General features: G+C 54.0%; 14 protein-coding genes and 1 tRNA gene. 11 read left to right on the top strand and 4 right to left on the bottom strand.

Going from position 1 to position 16,396, the window contains the following annotated elements:
* The first annotated feature begins 53 nt into the window (after positions 1-53).
* The 5 genes from HMPREF1508_RS03790 to HMPREF1508_RS03810 all read left to right on the top strand — a co-directional run bounded on the left by HMPREF1508_RS03790 (position 54) and on the right by HMPREF1508_RS03810 (position 3,538).
* Positions 54-126, top strand: a tRNA-Pro gene (locus HMPREF1508_RS03790).
* A gap of 342 nt (positions 127-468) precedes the next feature.
* Positions 469-915 (top strand): Fur family transcriptional regulator, encoded by a 447-nt coding sequence (locus HMPREF1508_RS03795; RefSeq protein WP_242834490.1) that lies wholly within the window; start codon positions 469-471, stop codon positions 913-915.
* A 54-nt stretch (positions 916-969) separates the two neighbouring features.
* Positions 970-1,995 (top strand): metal ABC transporter substrate-binding protein, encoded by a 1,026-nt coding sequence (locus HMPREF1508_RS03800; RefSeq protein ID WP_044959532.1) that lies wholly within the window; start codon positions 970-972, stop codon positions 1,993-1,995.
* Between the two features lie 15 nt (positions 1,996-2,010).
* Positions 2,011-2,718, top strand: a complete 708-nt coding sequence (locus HMPREF1508_RS03805) for a metal ABC transporter ATP-binding protein (protein ID WP_006905716.1) — start codon at positions 2,011-2,013, stop codon at positions 2,716-2,718.
* Positions 2,711-3,538 (top strand): metal ABC transporter permease, encoded by an 828-nt coding sequence (locus HMPREF1508_RS03810; RefSeq protein WP_044959535.1) that lies wholly within the window; start codon positions 2,711-2,713, stop codon positions 3,536-3,538. The genes HMPREF1508_RS03805 and HMPREF1508_RS03810 overlap by 8 nt, the downstream gene beginning before the upstream one ends.
* A 282-nt stretch (positions 3,539-3,820) precedes the next feature.
* On the opposite strand, the gene glmS is transcribed toward HMPREF1508_RS03810, so the two are convergent.
* Positions 3,821-5,644 carry a glutamine--fructose-6-phosphate transaminase (isomerizing) gene (gene glmS / locus HMPREF1508_RS03815; protein WP_044959538.1) on the bottom strand — a complete coding sequence of 608 codons (1,824 nt, stop codon included), beginning with the start codon at positions 5,642-5,644 and terminating at the stop codon, positions 3,821-3,823.
* Positions 5,645-5,923: 279 nt separating this feature from the next.
* Between glmS and HMPREF1508_RS03820 the strand changes: the two genes are divergently transcribed.
* The 5 genes from HMPREF1508_RS03820 (at position 5,924) to HMPREF1508_RS03840 (ending at position 11,598) form a co-directional block, all read left to right on the top strand.
* Positions 5,924-6,148, top strand: a complete 225-nt coding sequence (locus tag HMPREF1508_RS03820) for a hypothetical protein (RefSeq protein ID WP_044959540.1) — start codon at positions 5,924-5,926, stop codon at positions 6,146-6,148.
* A 72-nt stretch (positions 6,149-6,220) separates the two neighbouring features.
* Positions 6,221-7,681 carry a PTS mannitol transporter subunit IICB gene (locus HMPREF1508_RS03825; protein WP_044959606.1) on the top strand — a complete coding sequence of 487 codons (1,461 nt, stop codon included), beginning with the start codon at positions 6,221-6,223 and terminating at the stop codon, positions 7,679-7,681.
* A gap of 53 nt (positions 7,682-7,734) precedes the next feature.
* The gene (locus HMPREF1508_RS03830) at positions 7,735-9,831 is read left to right on the top strand and encodes a BglG family transcription antiterminator (RefSeq protein ID WP_044959542.1); all 2,097 of its coding nucleotides are present in this window, start codon (positions 7,735-7,737) and stop codon (positions 9,829-9,831) included.
* 15 nt (positions 9,832-9,846) lie between these two features.
* The gene (locus HMPREF1508_RS03835; RefSeq protein ID WP_044959544.1) at positions 9,847-10,275 is read left to right on the top strand and encodes a PTS sugar transporter subunit IIA; all 429 of its coding nucleotides are present in this window, start codon (positions 9,847-9,849) and stop codon (positions 10,273-10,275) included.
* A 51-nt stretch (positions 10,276-10,326) separates the two neighbouring features.
* The gene (locus HMPREF1508_RS03840) at positions 10,327-11,598 is read left to right on the top strand and encodes a zinc-binding dehydrogenase (protein WP_044959547.1); all 1,272 of its coding nucleotides are present in this window, start codon (positions 10,327-10,329) and stop codon (positions 11,596-11,598) included.
* 45 nt (positions 11,599-11,643) lie between these two features.
* Here HMPREF1508_RS03840 and HMPREF1508_RS03845 read toward each other — a convergent pair whose 3' ends face one another.
* Complete coding sequence (locus HMPREF1508_RS03845) at positions 11,644-12,834, bottom strand: cation diffusion facilitator family transporter (protein ID WP_044959550.1); 1,191 nt, start codon at positions 12,832-12,834, stop codon at positions 11,644-11,646.
* 223 nt (positions 12,835-13,057) lie between these two features.
* On the opposite strand from HMPREF1508_RS03845, the gene HMPREF1508_RS03850 reads away from it, so the two are divergent.
* A complete protein-coding gene (locus tag HMPREF1508_RS03850) occupies positions 13,058-13,921 on the top strand; it encodes a sirohydrochlorin cobaltochelatase (protein WP_049906880.1) in 864 nt (287 codons plus the stop codon).
* A 104-nt stretch (positions 13,922-14,025) separates the two neighbouring features.
* Here HMPREF1508_RS03850 and HMPREF1508_RS03855 read toward each other — a convergent pair whose 3' ends face one another.
* Positions 14,026-14,787, bottom strand: a complete 762-nt coding sequence (locus HMPREF1508_RS03855; RefSeq protein WP_044959554.1) for a sulfite exporter TauE/SafE family protein — start codon at positions 14,785-14,787, stop codon at positions 14,026-14,028.
* Between the two features lie 86 nt (positions 14,788-14,873).
* Positions 14,874-16,124 (bottom strand): dicarboxylate/amino acid:cation symporter, encoded by a 1,251-nt coding sequence (locus tag HMPREF1508_RS03860; RefSeq protein WP_044959557.1) that lies wholly within the window; start codon positions 16,122-16,124, stop codon positions 14,874-14,876.
* Positions 16,125-16,396: the final 272 nt, after the last annotated feature.

Here is a 16,396-nt window from a genome sequence, read left to right on the forward strand (position 1 = left end):
AATTTTGCGCTTGCGCCTGGAACAGAAATCCGCTACAATAGTTTTCGTTGCAGCGGGATGTAGCGCAGGTGGTAGCGCGCTTGACTGGGGGTCAAGAGGCCGCAGGTTCAAGTCCTGTCATTCCGACGAAGACAAAAACCCTTGCAGAGCTTGTAATTACAGGCTTTGCGGGGGTTTTCCTTTTTGCTCAAATGGAGCGTATGTTCGATGAAAGCATTTAAAAAGTAGACTATTTTAGACGTTTTACTACAACACCCACTGCAATACCCGCTGCAAGCCCTCCGGTCAAAAAAGGATCTTGACCGCATAGAGGATCTCGGCCTGATCGGCATGAGTGTATATGTCGGCGGTCATCGTCCATAGCAAAGCCCTTGATATGAAAACATCAATATGAAAATGATTTTTATATTGACAGGGACAGGAGAGATCTCCATAATATGAAAATGGTTTTCATATTAACAGGAAGGGATGACTTGTTCCATGAAGAAGGCGGAGTATCAGACCAGGCAGAGACGACAGCTGATCGACTATATGAAATCGACTGGCGGGAAGCATTTTACCGCTTCTGATGTCGTCCGTTACTGTAAAGAGCAGGAGCTTGGAATCGGGATGACGACTGTCTACCGCCAGCTGGACAAGCTGGTCTCAGAGGGTCTGGTCCGCAAGTACCTGATCGACGAGAAGACGGCCGCCTGCTTCGAGTATCTGGGGGACCAGAGCAAAAGCTGCCGGGAGCACTATCATCTCAAGTGTGAGTCTTGCGGCAGATTGATGCACCTGGACTGCCAGATGATCGATGCCTTTGTGGAACACATCCTGGACCATCACGGCTTTGCCATTAATCCGGCCAGAACGACCTTCTTCGGACTCTGTCAGGAGTGTCGAAGCAGGGCCGAGTCTTGTGCGGCGGATTGAAAACCGGATGCAAGCAAGAGAAAGCAGGAGCTTTCGGACGAGAAGGAGAAGAGGATGAGAGGAAAGAGAATCGCGGCTGTTCTGTTGGCCGGACTGTGTGCCTTTGGCCTGATGGCCTGCGGCGGAGCGAAGAATTCCGCAAAGAGTGATTCGGATACGAAGACGACAGCAGAGTCCAAGGGGGACAGCGGCAAGAAGCTGAAGATTGTGACGACGATTTTCCCGGAGTATGACTGGGTTGAGAGAGTCCTTGGGGACAAGGCCGGCAATGCGGAAGTAACCATGCTTATGGACAAGGGGGTTGACCTTCATAGCTTCCAGCCCACCGTTGAAGATATCGCAAAGGTTTCCTCAGCGGACGTTTTTGTCTATGTGGGCGGAGAGTCGGATGCCTGGGTTGAGGACGCCCTGAAGAATAAGACCAATCCCAATCAGAAGACCGTCAATTTGATGGAGGTTTTAAAGGACCGCGTCAAGCCGGTCGAGCAGAAGGAGGGCATGCAGGAGAATACCCACGAGGATCATGAAGAGGGAGAGGAGGAGATGGATGAGCACGTCTGGCTCTCGCTCAAGAATGCCAAGATCGCTGTAGACCAGATTCAGAAGACGCTGGCAGAGGCGGATCCGGACAATGCGGAGGCTTATGCCAAGAATGCCAAGGTCTACGGGGAACTCCTGAATGATCTGGATCAGAAGTACCAGCAGGCTGTGGATTCCGCCAAGTACAAGACCCTGGTCTTCGGCGATCGATTCCCCTTCCGCTATCTGGTTAATGACTACGGACTGGACTATTTTGCGGCCTTTGAGGGATGTGACGCCGAGTCTGAGGCGAGCTTCGAGACGGTGGCATTTTTAGCCAATAAGATCAAGGAGCTGAAGCTTCCGGCTGTCCTGACCATCGAGGGTGAGACCCATAAGCTGGCGGAATCCATCAAGCAGAATTCCGGGGTTGCGGATCTGAAGGTTTTAAGCCTGGATTCCATGCAGTCGGTCAAGGCAGAGGACGTATCCAATGGAGCCACCTATCTCAATGTGATGAGTAAGAACCTTGATCTGCTCAAGCAGGCCATGAATGGATGAATTGATTGAGAAAAAATGGATATATTAACCTGCAGGGATCTGACCCTGGGATATGGGGAGCAGGTTCTGGTGGAAAAACTGAATTTTCAGCTTCCGAGAGGGGCATATCTGTGTATTGTAGGTGAGAATGGAGCCGGTAAATCCACCCTTATGCGGACCCTGCTCAAGCTGCAGGAGCCCCTGTCCGGCAGAATCTGGCTGGATGAGGAGGCCGCCGCGGGAGGCATTGGCTATCTGCCCCAGCAGACCCAGACACAGAGAGATTTTCCGGCGTCTGTCAGGGAGATCGTTCTCTCCGGATGTCAGGCCAGGGGCTCCTGGCACCCTTTCTATACCCAGGAGGAAAAGGAGAGAGCCCATTTCTGTATGCGCCGGCTGGATATCTGCCAGCTTAAGGATTGCTCCTACCGGAAGCTGTCGGGGGGACAGCAGCAGAGAGTCCTTTTGGCCCGCGCTCTGGCGGCAACCGACCAGGTCCTCCTTTTGGATGAGCCGGTGACCGGATTGGACCCCAAAGCCACTTTATCCATGTACGAGCTGGTGGAAAAGCTCCACAGGGAGGGCATTTCCGTCATCATGATCTCTCATGATGTGCGGGCGGCAGCAGAGAATGCAAGCCATATTCTCTATCTGGGAGATCAGGTCTTCTTTGGAAGCTCCGATGCGTTCGCAAAGAGTCCGATCGGACAATACTACCTGTCGAAAGGAGGCCGCCATGCTTGATACCCTGACGCGTTATCTGGCCTATCCCTTCGTGCGCTATGCCCTTGTTGTGGGCGTTTTGATTGCCCTTTCCTCCTCCCTGCTGGGCGTGACCCTGGTCTTAAAGAGGTATTCCTATATCGGGGACGGACTGAGTCATGTGGCCTTCGGCGCTATGGCAGTCGCCACGGTCTTAAAGCTGTCCAATCATCTTGCTCTGATCCTGCCGCTGACTGTTCTCGCGGCGATTCTGTTGCTGCGGTCCGGACAGAACGCCAAGATCAAGGGAGACGCGGCTATCGCCATGCTCTCGGTGGGAGCTCTGGCTATGGGATACCTGCTTATGAATATCTTTGGAACTGCCTCGAATCTGGCCGGGGAGATCTCAACAACCCTCTTCGGATCGACGACGATTCTGACCCTGACCATGCAGGATGTCATTCTCTGCCTGATTCTGTCAGCCCTGGTCGTAGCCATGTTCATTGTCTTCTATCACCGTATTTTCGCGGTGACCTTTGATGAGACCTTTGCCAGGGCGGTCGGGATTCGCGCCGGGGCCTGGAATCTTTTGATTGCCGTTATGATCGCCCTGGTGGTTGTTCTGGCCATGAATCTGGTGGGGGCTCTTCTGGTGTCGGCTCTGGTGATCTTTCCGGCTCTTTCTGCTATGCGGGTCTTTCAGAGCTTTCGGGCAGTCACAATCTGCTCCGTGATTCTCTCGGTTGTCTGTGCTCTGGTCGGGATTTTGATTTCGATTTTAGCCGGAACCCCGGTCGGTTCCACCATCGTGGCGGCGGATATTGTGGCGTTCGCGCTCTGCTTTCTTCTGGGGAAGAACTGAGTTTGGCACAGAGGGCATGGATCATATCAAAGATCCCTGCAGTCTTCTGATCTGAGCTCACAATATCTTCCGGAATACAGAGAATCGAATATGAGAAGACGCGCCGCAAAGCTTTTATCGTTGTAAATGGAAGGGGCTGTCGCACTAACGTGTGGCGGCCTCTTTTTTGAAATGGGAAAAATCCGGCTGTCAAGCCGGATTTTCGCTGATTAGAAAAAGGGCGCCGCAGTATCTAATGCGACAGCCCCTTTTCTGCGGGAAGCATTCGCCCGTGCCGATCCTTTATTCTACGGTCACGGACTTGGCCAGATTCCTGGGCTGGTCTGGATTGATGCCCTTGTTGACAGAGGTATAGTAGCCGATCAGCTGACAGATGACGATGGATTCAAAGACAGAGAAGAGATCGTCTACCTTGGGAATACTGAAGTGGACGTCGCAGATGGTCGGATCCGTGATCTTTTTGTCCTCGCTGATCAGGATGACATAGGCGCCTCTGGCCTTGGTCTCGCGGATATTGGAGATCACCTTGCTGTAGACCTTATGCTGAGTTGCCAGGGCAATGACGGGGACGCCGTCGTCAATCAGAGAGATTGTTCCGTGCTTTAACTCACCGGCGGCGTATGCCTCGGCGTGAATATAGGAAATCTCCTTGAGCTTCAGGGCGGCCTCCATGGCGACACGGTAATCCAGTCCGCGCCCGATATAGAAGGCATTGGGCACATTGGTAAAGCGGTCGGTCAAATCCTGAATGCGCTTCTCGTGGGAGAGCACCGTCTCAATGCGGCCGGGCATTTCTTTGAGTGTGGCGAGGAAGTTCTGCGCCTCTTTTTTGGTCATTTTCCCCTGTACCAGGCCGATCTTCGCGGCGAGCAGATAGAAGCTCGCGACCTGTACGCTGTAGGCCTTGGTGCTTGCGACCGCGATCTCGGGTCCCGCGTGCGTGTAGAGAACCTGGTCGCTCTCACGGGCGATTGAGGAGCCCTTGACATTGACAATGGCAAGCGTCTTATGCGTGTATTGCCGGGCCAGACGCAGGGCCTCTAAGGTATCAATGGTCTCTCCGGACTGAGAGGTCACGATCACCATGGAGTTCTCATTGATCACTGGGCGCTCGTAGCGGAATTCCGAGGCGATCGCGACAGAGACGGGGATGCCGAGAACATTCTGGATCATATTCTTCCCGGCCATTCCCGCGTAGAGGGCGGTGCCGCACGCGACGACCGTGATGTCGGAGCAGTTCTCGAAAAAGGAGTCCGGGATCCCGTCAGCGGAGAAGTCCGGGAGATTGTCGGGACTGATACGGGGCTCAATGGTGCGCACCAGTGCCTGCGGCTGCTCGTGGATCTCCTTGATCATGTAGTGGGGATAGCCCTCCTTCTGGGCAGCTGTGATATCCCAGTTCACCTCCTGATATTCCGCTTCCACCGGATTGCCCTTCAGATCTTCCATAGAGATGGAGTCCGGGGTCAGGGTGAGGATATGGTATTCCGGGACAATGAAATAGCGCTTGCTGTAATCGATAAAGGCTGTCAGGTCAGAGGCGATGAAGGCCCCCTCTTTGTCCGTCAGGGTGGCGACCATGGGGCTGACATTGCGAAGCGCGTAGATTTTGCCGGGCTGGTCCGCGAACATAATGCAGAAGGCGAAGGATCCCTTTAAAAGACCGGATACCTGTCGAAGAACCGCGATGGGATCTCCCTGGTACAGCTTGTTGATCAGGGCGCAGGCGACCTCCGTGTCCGTCTCGGATTTGAGATCCTTCTGCAGCTGATAGCTCTCAATGAGCTCGTGGTAGTTCTCAATGATTCCGTTGTGAATCAATGTGGTCTTGCCGACCTTGTGGGGGTGGGCATTGGCGTTGGTGACGCCGCCATGCGTCGCCCAGCGGGTGTGTCCGATCCCGCAGCAGGAGGTGTTGTCGTCATCACAGATGGCGCGTAAGTCTTTGACCTTGCCTGCGGTCTTGCGGACAGAAATATGGGGGCGATTGTCCTTGAAGAAGGCGATGCCGGCGCTGTCGTAGCCGCGGTATTCAAGCCGTTCAAGGCCATTGAGCAGGATATCCTGCACGGGGATTGATCCGGTAAATCCGATAATTCCACACATATGAATTCTCCTTATGGGTTCTGTATGTTCCATACGGTTACAGTCTCTTTGTCTCTCCGTTACCGGATCTTTTGTCAACTGCATACGCGGCCGTATCCGCGATCAGGCATCCGCCGAATCTTCGATCACCTGACACCTCGTCAACCCGGACCAAAACGTTCCTCAAAAATACAGAGGGATGAAAAGCGGCCGGGTACATGGCGCTAAAGTTTTTGAACTTTTCGAAATTCCCTGCCTCCCATCGGGGAACGAGACAACTATACCATAGGAGGCGGGCAAATGGTTAGCGCCATTCCAGTCAGAGGATACTTGCGCATTCAAGCAAGAGGATGCCCGGGTGGAGAGATATCAGAGGGAAAAGGGCTGAAAATCAGGGGAGAAGCAGGATGGAGAGAAGGCCGGGAATTGAGGAGAAAGCGCCTGCCTGAAGATTGGCGCATACTCTTTGCGACAAAGCTGATTTTTCATTTGTTGAAAATCAGGGGTGGCAGGATTAGATTTTAGACTATAGAGAGCTTGATCGTCCGGAAGATGAGCTCATAAGACAGTGTTGGCAAACAGAAAAGGATGAAGAATATGAAGACAAAGGTACAGGCATTTGGCCGCTTCCTAAGCGCGATGATCATGCCCAACATCGGGGCGTTTATTGCTTGGGGATTGATGGCGGCACTTTTTATTGATACGGGATGGCTTCCCAACGCCAGCCTCAATAAGATGGTAGGGCCGATGCTCACTTATCTGCTCCCCATCCTGATCGGGTATACCGGCGGGAAAATGGTGGGCGGACAAAAGGGCGCCGTGATGGGAGCGATTGCAACCGTCGGAGTAATCCTGTCCAATCCGGATATGACGATGCTGATGGGAGCGATGGCAATGGGTCCTTTGGCAGGACTTGTCATCAAGCTCTTCGACAAGGCTGTTGAGGGGAAGATCAGACCGGGATTTGAGATGCTGGTCAACAACTTTTCCGTCGGTATTCTGGGACTGATCATGGCAATTGTGGGCTACCGGGCAATGGGTCCCATCATGGGAGCCATCCTGATCGTCCTTCAGGCAGGAGTTCAGGTTCTTGTAGAGCACGGGCTTCTTCCCCTGGTATCCATCTTTGTTGAGCCGGCCAAGGTCCTCTTCCTCAACAACGCGATCAATCATGGAATTTTCACCCCCCTCGGCGCGGAGAATGTCAAGGAAGTCGGGAAGTCGATTTTCTACATGATTGAGACCAACCCGGGCCCCGGTACGGGCGTCCTCCTTGCGTACTGGATGTGGTCCAAGGACAAGATCAGCAAGACGTCCGCACCGGGCGCGCTGATTGTGCATCTGCTGGGCGGGATCCATGAGATCTCCTTCCCCTATATTCTCATGCAGCCACTTTTGCTTCTGGCGACCATTGGCGGATCTATGGCGGCCATGCTCTACAACACCGTATTTCACCTGGGACTCGCCTCTCCGGCCTCTCCCGGATCTGTCTTCGCCTATGTGATCGCGGCGCCGAAGGGATCCACCCTGCAGGTCTTTTTGAGCGTTGTCATCGCGTCCGCAGTTTCTTTTGTCATCGCGACGCCAATCATCAAGTTTGCCTCTGCTAAGACGACGCTGGAAGACGCGCAGAATCAGAAGGATCGGATGAAGGCAGAGTCTAAGGGGCAGACCTCGGAAGCTTCAGAAGAGGCCGCAGGCGATCAAAAGGCGGTGTCTATTGATCCCGATAGGGAAATGAGCGCGGACTATGCTTTAAAGACAATTGACCGGATTGTCTTCGCCTGCGACGCGGGCATGGGATCCAGCGCAATGGGAGCGGCGGTCCTGCAGAAGAAACTGAGGGCGGCGGGGATTGAGGACATCAAGGTTGATCATGCTTCCGTCTCTGAAGTTCCCGCGAATACAGAGCTTCTCGTCTGCCATCAGGATCTTGCGGCAAGGGCACAAAAGAGCGCTCCGCAGGCAAGGATCATTACGATCAGTAACTTTATTGCCGCCCCGGAGTATGACGCCCTGGTTACAGAGATAAAAAATGCCCGCGAACAAGCACTGTGATCCGGTCTTTTTGAGGTCCTTTTTGGCTGACAGAAGAAAAAGAGGGAAATGATATGCTGCTGACAAATCGAATCAGAGGAATTCTCCTTCTTTTGATGGACGCTGAGGGACCGCTGAAGGAAGATGATATCGCAGACCAGGTCGGCGTCAGCCGTCGGACGGTCCAAAGGGAGGTGGAATATTTAGACGGCGCCTTGAGGGAATACGGTCTGCTTCTGCACCGCAAAAAAGGAGTCGGGATTTCCGTCACGGGTTCGGAACAGGCCAAAGAGAGACTGCGTGGGGAATTAGAGGAAAAAGAAGCAGGCGAGCCGACGGACGTCGCGGGGAGGAGGAACCGGCTGCTCTTTGAACTGATCCGGAATAAAGCCCCGAGGAAGATCTATTATTACAGCCAGTTGCTGGGAGTGTCGGAGGCGACCGTCAATAAGGATATGTCGGCCCTGGGCCCCTGGCTGGAGCAAAACCACTTAAAGCTGGTCAAAAGACAGGGCTTCGGAGTCACTTTGAGCGGAAGCGAGCGGGACCTGCGCGCCGCCATGCGGCGATACGTCAGTGAAAACATGTCCCTACCCTGGGCAGGCATTGAGGGATTAAAGGAGTCGGCGGCAGGAGCCCTGATCCACACGAGAGATCAGAATCTCTACGCTCTTTTGGCAACGGATACGGTCAGCCGGGTCTACGAGGTCCTTGCGAGAATGCGAAAGGAGGAGACAAGGCTCAAGGGGCTGGCGGAGAGCGCCTACACGAATCTTATTTTTCATCTGGCCATCGCTGTCGAGCGGGTCCAGAAAGGGGCAATTGTGGAGGAAGACCCGGGTTTGGTCAATAAACTGGGAACCTGGGATGAATATGCTTTGGCCGGGAAAATCCGCGGGGAGATTGAGCGGGAATTCTCAATTCATATGCCGGACCAGGAGCTGTCATACATTCTCCTTCACCTCCTCGGATCCAAGATGGCCTACCATGAGACAGAGGCGGAAAACAGGCAGTTTCTCTTTCCGGAGGAAGACCTGCTCGAGATGATCGACCGGATGATCGATCAATTTGACACAGAGATGGCCAACAGCCTGAAATGCGACGAGGAATTCATACGAGGACTGATCATGCACCTGCAGCCGGCCATGTTTCGAATGTCAGAGAAGATGAGCATCTACAATCCGGTTTTGCCTGAGATCAAGAGGGAATATCCGGAGATTTACGCGAAGAGCAGGCGGGCGGCGGAGGTCATCCGAGACAAAATAGCCTTTGAGGTCAGCGATGACGAGATCGGTTTTCTCAGCATGCATTTTGGCGCGGCAGTCGAGAGGGTGCGCAAGAGAGAGGGAAAGAGGAGAAGGGTTTCGATCGGAATCATCTGTTCCAGCGGCTTTGGCGTTGCCCAGCTCATGATCGCGAGGCTGACCCGTGTGTTCGGACAGGAAGCAGAGCTGTCGGCCTATGCCCTGAGTGATCTGACGGAGCATGTGGAGAGACGCACGGATTTCTTCGTGACAACCTTTGACTGGTGTGCCGATGAGATCGACTCGATCCGGGTCAGTCCCCTGGTCCCGGAGAGTGACCTTGAGAAGATCAGGAATAAAATCGAAGAGTATGCCTATGTAAAGCGGGAGTCGGAGAATCAGGTGTTTGACCGTCAATTGGATCAGGCAAACGAGATGATTATCGAAATCCGGGGACTGATTCGAAGGTATTGCGATTATGAGACGGACCCGAAGATTTCCTTTCCCGATCTGGTTTACCAGCTGGCTGACAGGGTCACAGAATCACAGGCGGTTGCGGAAAAGATCGCGGGGAAAATACAGAGGCGAGAGCATTTAAACAGTCAGATTTTCCCGGAGCTCGATCTGGCTCTGCTTCACTGCAGAAGCAGGATGATTCGGGAGCCGGTTTTCATCAGCTGCAGGCCTTCGGGGGACAGGTCCTTCGCGGATCCCGATTTCAAGGGGATCCGGGCAGTGATCTTTATGGTGATGCCGGAGGATGAGCAGCTGCGCATGCACATGCAGATTCTGGGTCAGATCAGCGCTTCCGTCATACGCGACGAAGCCTTTGTTGGAGCCATTCTTCATGGCGATGAAGAGCTGGTGAAAAAGGAACTGAAGAAGATTCTGGGCGAATATTTCTATGATTTTCTGAAAAATATCTGAGAGAGGTTTTGAGTCATGAGTGAGATCCTGAAGAAAGAAAACATTTATCTGAACTGCGAGTTAGAGGACAAGGAGGCGGTGATCCGGCGAATCGGAGAGATCTTCGTCAAAGACGGTTATGCGACGGATCAATATACCCGGGCCATGCTGGAAAAGGAGAAGGTCTTTAATACGGCGATCGGCAGCAGCCTGGCAATTCCCCACGGGATTGAGAGCATGAAGGATCAGGTGTTACAGTCGGGGATTGTCGTTATGACCTTCCCACAGGGACTGCCTTGGGGAGAGCAAGAGATCGTCAAACTGGTCATTGGGATCGCCGCCAGAGGAGACGAGCACATTGATATCCTGTCCAATATCGCAACGCACTGCGCGAGCGAAGAGGAGACGGAGAAGATCATCCGCAGCTCCAGGGACGAAATTTACGAGTTTTTTGCGAGCGTCTGAGGGGTCCATGCGGGGTAGTCACAGAATTTCAGGAGAAAGAAGGAGAGAGTAATGAGAGCAAAAGCAGTCAGAATGTATGGAACAAGGGATTTGAGACTGGAGGAGTTTGAGCTTCCGGAGATCAGGGACGATGAGATCCTGGCCAAGATCTACTCCGACAGCATCTGTATGTCCACTTATAAGCTGGTCGAACAGGGGAAGAAGCACAAGAGGGCGCCTCAGAATATGGATACCCATCCGGTCATTGTCGGACATGAGTTCGCCGGTGTGATTGTCAAGGTCGGAAAGAAGTGGCAGGATCAGTTTCAGCCGGGCATGCGCTTTGCCCAGCAGCCCGCGCTGAACTATAAGGGGAGTCTGGCCTCTCCGGGCTATTCCTATGAGTGGTATGGGGGAGATACCACCTACTGCATCTTCCCCCATGAGACCATGGAGCTGGGAGCTCTGATGCCGTTTGACGGGGACAGCTTTTACAAGGCGTCGCTTGGAGAGCCGATGAGCTGTTGTATCGGCGGCTATCACGCCATGTACCATACCAATAAGCAGAATTATGATCATGAGATGGGGACAAAGAGGGGCGGTAATATTCTGATTGCCGGCGGCTGCGGTCCCATGGGACTGGGATCGGTTTCCTATGGCCTGGTCTGCGACTATCATCCCAGACGGATTGTCGTCACGGATGTCGACGATGCCAAAATCGAGCGAGCCAAAGAGGTGGTCAGCCCGGAGTACGCGGCAGAGCACGGGGTGGAGCTGATTTACGCCAACACAGCCAAAATGGATGATCCCAGGCAGGGGCTGATGGATCTGACCCAGGGACACGGCTATGACGACGTCTTTGTCATGGTTCCGATTCCTTCGGTCTGCCAGTTGGCGGGAAGTGTTCTGGCCTTTGACGGCTGTCTGAACTTCTTCTCCGGTCCCACCGACAAGAATTTCTCCGCCAACATGAACATGTATGATCTCCACTATACCAGCACCCACCTGATGGGGACGACAGGCGGAAATAATGACGATCTGATCGAGGCAAATCAGCTGGCTGCCAGCGGCCGTCTGGATCCCTCCGTTATGATCACGCATGTCGGCGGGATCGACAGTATCGCGGAAACTACCTTGAATCTGCCAAAAATCAAGGGGGGCAAAAAGCTGGCCTATACCCAGTTTGATATGCCCATGACCGCCATTGAGGACTTCGCGGAGCTCGGAAAGTCAGACCCCTTCTTCGCGAAGCTGGATCAGTGCTGCAGAGATCACAAGGGCCTGTGGAATCCCGAGGCCGAGAGAATGCTCTTTGAACACAAGGGAGTAAAGGTGGAAGTCTGATCTCTTTCAGCGGCTGTTTGCCGAACATATGAAGCTTGCAAAGTTCTATTGCGTCTGTCTGTCCGCGGAGAAGTCCCGGTCGATATGAATGGAGCAGACAAGATCTGCTCCCATCTGCCGATGGACCCTTTCCCGGATTTGTGTTAGGATCTGCTCGTCAGACAGATGAAATCCATAGGGGACAAGAAGATCGAAGACCAGTTTGGTCTTCGATTTTTTGTGGACAATGCGGAAGTCGTGCATGCTCAGGCGGGAGTCAATCTTCTCCAGGATGCCGAGCATCTGCCCGGTCTTCTCAAGGACTTCGGGGTCGTCAAGGATGATCGGGTCAACATGGATGGTGATCTCGCAGCCGAACTCCCGGCGGATGGCGTCTTCCGCCTCATCCAGCTCGTCATGGATGTCTAAGAGTCTGGAATTGGCAGGGGCTTCGGCGTGCAAGGATACATAGATGCGGCCGGGACCGTAGTTGTGGATGATCAGGTCATGGACCCCTAATATGGAGGGATAGGAGCAGACGATTTCTTCTATCCGCCGGACCATATTCGGATCAGGAGCCTGCCCCAGAAGAGGAGAGGATGTATCCCGGATGGAGTCGATCCCGGCCTTGCAGATGAAAGAAGCGACAATGATTCCGGCAATCGCGTCGATGCGATTCAGGCCGGTCAGCCTGGTCAGGACCAGGGAGACCAGGACGACGCCGGTGGCCAGAACGTCGGACAGGCTGTCGGTAGCGGCCGCCAGAATGGTGGCAGACCCAGTCAGACGGCCGATTCTGCGGTTGTAGGCAAACATATAGAGCTTGACAGCGATGGAGAGCAGGAGAATAGCTGCGGTGAGGATGGTCAGATGGACGGGTTTGCTCTCAAAGAGACCGAGGACGGAGTCCCGGAAGAGCTCCACGGCCATGAGGAGGATGAGCAGGGAGACGATAAAGCCGGCCAGATACTCAATGCGTCCGTGCCCGAAGGGGTGCTCCGGGTCTGCCTCCTGGGAAGAGAGACGAAAACCGATCAGGGTCACAATGGAGGAGGCGGCGTCGGAGAGGTTGTTGAGAGCATCCGCGGTTACGGCGATAGAGCCGGTTGCAAGCCCCGCCAGGAATTTGGTCAGGGCCAATAGGAGATTGAGCAGAATTCCGGCCAGCCCGGAAATCATGCCCCAGGCCTTGTGGCGCTGGATTTCGGTCATGGCGGATTCGTTTTTCAGGAAGAAATGGGATAGAAGGCTAATCATGGACAGACCTCATTGCGTGCGCGGAAAATTCTTAATACGGCAGCTGGAGTTTTGGAGGGATTCTTCCGCTATTGTAGGGCAGGGGAGAGCTTTTGAGAAGGGGATCCGGTTCGGCGGAGATAACAAATAGATCCCAGATACAGACGGTTTTTCTGATGAGAAATCGTGTATGATGATAGGGAATCTCGGGAGTCGCGCCGCATGATTGAGAAAGGGGCCTGTGATGTCAGAAAAAGAAATACTGGTGGTTTCCTTCGGGACCTCTTTTGCCGAGGCGAGGAAGACAGATATCGGAGGGATTGAGGAGGCTCTTGCGCGGGCTTACCCTGATTATCGGATCGCGCGGGCCTTCAGCTCGCCGCGGGTTATCCGCCATATGCAAAGAGAGGATCAGGAGCAGGTAGACTCTGTCAGCCAGGCCCTGGAAGGCGCTCTTGCCGCAGGAATCAAACAGCTTATCCTGCAGCCGACCTATCTCATGCATGGAATTGAGTATGAGCTTATGATTCGGATTCTGAGCGGCTATCGGGACCGGTTTGCGTCCGTGGCTGTCGGGCAGCCCCTTCTGGGAGAAACGGATCAAAACCCGGCACATTATACGGAGGACATGGTCCGTGTGTCTCGTGCTCTTCTGGAAAATGCCTGGAAAGAGGCAGGTCTTTTGAACAGGGAGCCGGGACAGGATCCTGTCGATAAGGCCGACAAGGGGCCGGCGCTGGTTCTCATGGGGCACGGGACAGAACATGGGGCGCACATCGTCTATCAGCAGTTTCAGAGCCTTTTTTCAGATCAGGGCAGGAAGGACGTCTTCGTCGCGACCGTAGACGGAGACTGCCCGGAGACGGACATCCACAACATTCTCTCTGAGGTGCAGAGAGAAGGATTTAAGCATGTAATCCTGCGTCCTCTGATGGTTGTTGCAGGAGATCATGCAAATAATGACATGGCGGGAGACCGGGAGGATTCCTGGAAGAATCTCTTTGCGGCCACGGGATCCTTTGAAGAGATTGAATGTCAGCTGGGAGGCCTGGGACGTCTCGAGAAGATCCAGCAGATCTATGTGGATCACGCCGCTGCTGTGATGTAAATTCGTTGGTCCTCTCAAAAGGAAGGGATAGACCGGCTTTACGATTGGGCAGATCGAACGTCGAAACTTCCCTCCCAAAAGAAGGGGATAGGCTGCGGTATTGATCAGAACTTAAAAATAACCTTGATCAGCAGGAGGACAAGCACTGCCAGGATGATGGGACGGGTAATTCTCGTCCCGTTTTTCATGGCCAGACCGCTTCCCACATAGTTGCCGAGCATATTGGCGGCGGCAGAGGCAATGCCAAGAGTCAGCAGTACCTGTCCGTTAATCAGGTAGACGACGGCCCCGGCGACATTGGTGGTCAGGTTGATGGCCTTGGTCATACCGTTGGCCTGGGTCATGGGAAGCCTGGCCAGAATGGTCAGGCCGATGATCAGAAAGGTCCCGGTTCCGGGCCCGTAGAAGCCATCGTAGATGCCGATGAAGAAGGCCAGAAGGCAGGCGATGAGGGCAGTCACCCTCCTGGATACCCGCTCTGATGCATCGTGCTCCTTGAAGAGATTCTTATTGAGGACTAGAAATGCAGTGACCGGCAGAATGAAGTAGAGCAGGTAGGTCATTATTTTCGTGTCGATGACCAGGGCCAGGTGGGCGCCCAGGGTAGAACCGATAAAGGCCATGAGAATAGCAGGTAGCGTTGCCTTCCATGGGATCAGTCGATTGATGGCGAAGCGGCCGGTGGTTAGTCCGGTCCCCCAGGCGGAGGAGAACTTGTTGGTGGCCACTGCGGGAACAGGGGGAAGACCGGACAGCAGGTAGGCGGGGAGAGAAACAAGGCCGCCTCCGCCGCCGATGGAGTCGACAAAACCGCCCAAAAAGAGAAGGGGAAGAACAATGAGATAGGTGTGGATGGTGACTTGCATGGGCTTCTCCTTACTGAATCCAGCAAAAGGATATGTGCGGAGTTCGTATTTGGGGCCCTTGAAAGCTGGAACAAAGAGATGCTGCTTCAATGCACTTGCGCAGATTTCTTGGCTGCCTTGCGCTCTTCCAAGGCATTGACGACCATGGTGCAGGCCGCGTCGCCCGTGATATTGACCGTGGTACGGCCCATGTCAAAGATGCGGTCAACGCCGGCAACTAAGGCAATGCCGTCGACAGGAAGTCCCACCGACTGAAGTACCATAGCCAGCATAACCATGCCGGCTCCGGGGACACCGGCCGTTCCGATGGAGGCCAGGGTCGCGGTCAGGACGATTGTCAGCATCTGGGGGAAGGTCAGATGAATCCCATAGCAGGAGGCGATGAAGATAGAACAGACGCCCTGATAGATGGCGGTTCCATCCATATTAATGGTCGCTCCCAGAGGAAGGACGAAAGAGGCGATTTCCTTCTTGGCCCCAAGCTTCTCCGTGCACTCCATATTCAGGGGGAGAGTTCCCACAGAGGAGGCGGATGAGAAGGCGAAGAGGATGGCGGGCATCATTCCCTTAAAGAATTTGAAAGGGCTCATCCCGGCCGCGGCGCGGACGGTGAGGGAGTAGACCAAGATGGCGTGAACCAGATAGCAGAGGTAGGCGACCGCGAGGACGGCAGCCAGAGAACCTAAGATGGCAGGACCGTTCTCGGCGACAACGGGAGCCAGCAGGCAGAAGACGCCGATGGGAGAGAGGGTTAAGATCATCTCCATGACCTTGAGACAGGTGTCATTTAAAATATTGACCGCCTCCTCGACCTTGCTCATTCTGGGGCCGATCTGCATAATGGCGAAGCCGATGAAGAGGGAGGCCACAATGACCTGCAGCATATTGGCCTCGGCAAAGGGCTTGACGAAGTTGCTGGGGAAAATGCCGACGATGGTGTCCATGAAGCTGACCGCGGCCTCGGTCTTGTAGGAAAGGTCTGTCGTCGCCAGCACGGGGAAGATGCCCTTAAACAGATTAGCGATGATCAGTCCAATGGTGATGGCAAAGGCGGTCGTGAGGAGGTAGAAGCTGATCGTTTTGCCTCCGATGGAGCCCACCTTGCGGACATCCTGCAGGGAGATGACGCCGGCCATGATCGAGAAGAAGACCAGGGGGGCTACAATCCACTTGATCAGGTTCAGGAAAATGACGCCAAAGGGCTTGATATAGGTCTTGGCGATCTGAGCCTGACCCAGGCAGGCGAAGATGGATCCGATGATGATGGCCAGGATCAGAGCGATGAAAATCTGGCTGGTCAGTGACAGCTTGTTTTTCTTTGATTTTTTCTCAGACATAATTTCTCCTTTTCCGGGGCTGCTATTCGATTGCAGATCCTGTCACACAAATGAGGGAAGTTGAGAATCGGATATCGAGATCAGCGAGATCAGCGAAATATACACGCAGACTATCATACAGGGGAGGAGGGCCCTTGTCCAGTCAGGGAAAGAAAAGCAGGCGGCGCTCGCAATACGAAATCTCTATCGCTGCCATTCGCCGGGCTTATACTTAATACTATATTATAGAAGAGAAAATCCAGGAGAAGATTCTACTGGCATGCATCCTCCTC

The sequence above is a fragment of the Shuttleworthella sp. MSX8B genome (assembly GCF_000524295.1).
GTDB lineage: Bacteria > Bacillota > Clostridia > Lachnospirales > Lachnospiraceae > Shuttleworthia > Shuttleworthia satelles.

What these genes read in the sequence shown, in the direction of transcription:
- HMPREF1508_RS03795 (WP_242834490.1), top strand. Translation starts at nt 469, where the DNA reads ATGACTTGTTCCATGAAGAAGGCGGAGTATCAGACCAGGCAGAGACGA.
- HMPREF1508_RS03800 (WP_044959532.1), top strand. Translation starts at nt 970, where the DNA reads ATGAGAGGAAAGAGAATCGCGGCTGTTCTGTTGGCCGGACTGTGTGCC.
- HMPREF1508_RS03805 (WP_006905716.1), top strand. Translation starts at nt 2,011, where the DNA reads ATGGATATATTAACCTGCAGGGATCTGACCCTGGGATATGGGGAGCAG.
- HMPREF1508_RS03810 (WP_044959535.1), top strand. Translation starts at nt 2,711, where the DNA reads ATGCTTGATACCCTGACGCGTTATCTGGCCTATCCCTTCGTGCGCTAT.
- glmS (WP_044959538.1), bottom strand. Translation starts at nt 5,644, where the DNA reads ATGTGTGGAATTATCGGATTTACCGGATCAATCCCCGTGCAGGATATC.
- HMPREF1508_RS03820 (WP_044959540.1), top strand. Translation starts at nt 5,924, where the DNA reads ATGGTTAGCGCCATTCCAGTCAGAGGATACTTGCGCATTCAAGCAAGA.
- HMPREF1508_RS03825 (WP_044959606.1), top strand. Translation starts at nt 6,221, where the DNA reads ATGAAGACAAAGGTACAGGCATTTGGCCGCTTCCTAAGCGCGATGATC.
- HMPREF1508_RS03830 (WP_044959542.1), top strand. Translation starts at nt 7,735, where the DNA reads ATGCTGCTGACAAATCGAATCAGAGGAATTCTCCTTCTTTTGATGGAC.
- HMPREF1508_RS03835 (WP_044959544.1), top strand. Translation starts at nt 9,847, where the DNA reads ATGAGTGAGATCCTGAAGAAAGAAAACATTTATCTGAACTGCGAGTTA.
- HMPREF1508_RS03840 (WP_044959547.1), top strand. Translation starts at nt 10,327, where the DNA reads ATGAGAGCAAAAGCAGTCAGAATGTATGGAACAAGGGATTTGAGACTG.
- HMPREF1508_RS03845 (WP_044959550.1), bottom strand. Translation starts at nt 12,834, where the DNA reads ATGATTAGCCTTCTATCCCATTTCTTCCTGAAAAACGAATCCGCCATG.
- HMPREF1508_RS03850 (WP_049906880.1), top strand. Translation starts at nt 13,058, where the DNA reads ATGTCAGAAAAAGAAATACTGGTGGTTTCCTTCGGGACCTCTTTTGCC.
- HMPREF1508_RS03855 (WP_044959554.1), bottom strand. Translation starts at nt 14,787, where the DNA reads ATGCAAGTCACCATCCACACCTATCTCATTGTTCTTCCCCTTCTCTTT.
- HMPREF1508_RS03860 (WP_044959557.1), bottom strand. Translation starts at nt 16,124, where the DNA reads ATGTCTGAGAAAAAATCAAAGAAAAACAAGCTGTCACTGACCAGCCAG.